Annotated in this window: 1 protein-coding gene and 1 pseudogene; one reads left to right on the forward strand and one right to left on the reverse strand. The window is 53.8% G+C overall.

The genetic code is table 11. From position 1 onward, the window contains the following. Positions 1–41: 41 nt before the first annotated feature. Entirely contained in the window at positions 42–206 is a 165-nt protein-coding gene (locus HMPREF3104_RS12470) for a hypothetical protein (protein ID WP_168156362.1), read from the reverse strand. 342 nt (positions 207–548) lie between these two features. Here HMPREF3104_RS12470 and HMPREF3104_RS12285 point away from each other — a divergent pair. Continuing rightward, a pseudogene (locus HMPREF3104_RS12285) lies at positions 549–1,218 on the forward strand (hypothetical protein); the annotation flags it as partial.

The following is a 1,218-nucleotide window of genomic DNA, read 5'->3' on the forward strand; positions in this document are numbered from 1 at the left end:
GCCGAGAAAAGCACACATTTTGTCGCTTAACCCGAAGTTGCTTACGGCTTACGTTTACGGCGAGCTTCCTCTTCGATGGCGGCCAAGGGCAAATCTTGCCCGTTTTCCAGCCCCGTGAGTTGTGAACTCATCTTTGGCGCATTCATATCGTTTAGCGGATATTCCAGCGTTTCCCTCAAGAGCCACTGATTGTTCCCGGTATCCACGTTTCTCCCACACAAGGTGCAGGAGACCTCCCCTGCGGGGACGCCAACATTGGCAAGGTGCGCTTGAGTCCCGCCGACCCGGCCAGGCCCCGTTTTGCTTGCGCTAAAGGTGAAATATGCAGCGCGTTTCGAACACTTGTGTGCTATTTCCCCCGTAAGCCAATGGGGTATGTGAGATCGGTCGATATACTGAATGCAACCGCCAGCCTGTGGTGTGAATGTGCATGCGGAAATAGTGTAATAAATGCTGGTTTACCCCTTGCGCATAGAACGGTTTGGCGGGCATAATTAGGGGTACGAAACAACGGGAAAACGGGAACACAACAGCTTTGGGGGTAGATCGTGGGCGAACCATACTTCCGCACACAGCGACCAGACGATCCACTAAGCACGTTTAGTCAAGGTATTCGCGATATTTACTGGAATGCCTTCGGCCGCTTCGCGACACCTGGGGCAAGCATTGATATTGATGACTTCGACGTGACTGTGGTGTCGATGAGGGAAGCAACCGGCTGGGGTAAAGGTGAAATAGAACAAGCGATCTTCTCCCATGCACGCCTACAACACTTACCGAAGCTACGAGCCTTGCAGGCCAAGACGCGTGTGATGGATCTGCAGCATTTGCGTGCCATCGATACGGTGCTTGCCGAGCTTGGCCCAGAGATTACTGATGAGGCGTATGCCGAATTCGACGAGATGTTGACTACTACGTTTACCCCAACTCGGCCTGGGCAGAACACTCCACAAACCGCCACGATTACTCGTCGTATCCGGGAGATGATTAAACGTATTGACCCAACCTGTGCCTACCAACCAAAAAGGCGCCAACAGCGAGTGGCGCAGGCACACGCGGCTGATGATGCGGTGACCTTTGAGGTGTCTGCACAGTCCGGCACGGTCAAAACACTGGTTACGTTGGCTACCAACCCGTTGACGGCACAGGTCGTACGCGAGCACGTGTTAGCGACTGCACGTGAACACAAAACCTCCATGGCCGATGCGATGGTGAAAC

Origin of the sequence: Corynebacterium sp. HMSC30G07 (assembly GCF_001806945.1) — a bacterium.
GTDB classification, from domain to species: domain Bacteria; phylum Actinomycetota; class Actinomycetes; order Mycobacteriales; family Mycobacteriaceae; genus Corynebacterium; species Corynebacterium riegelii.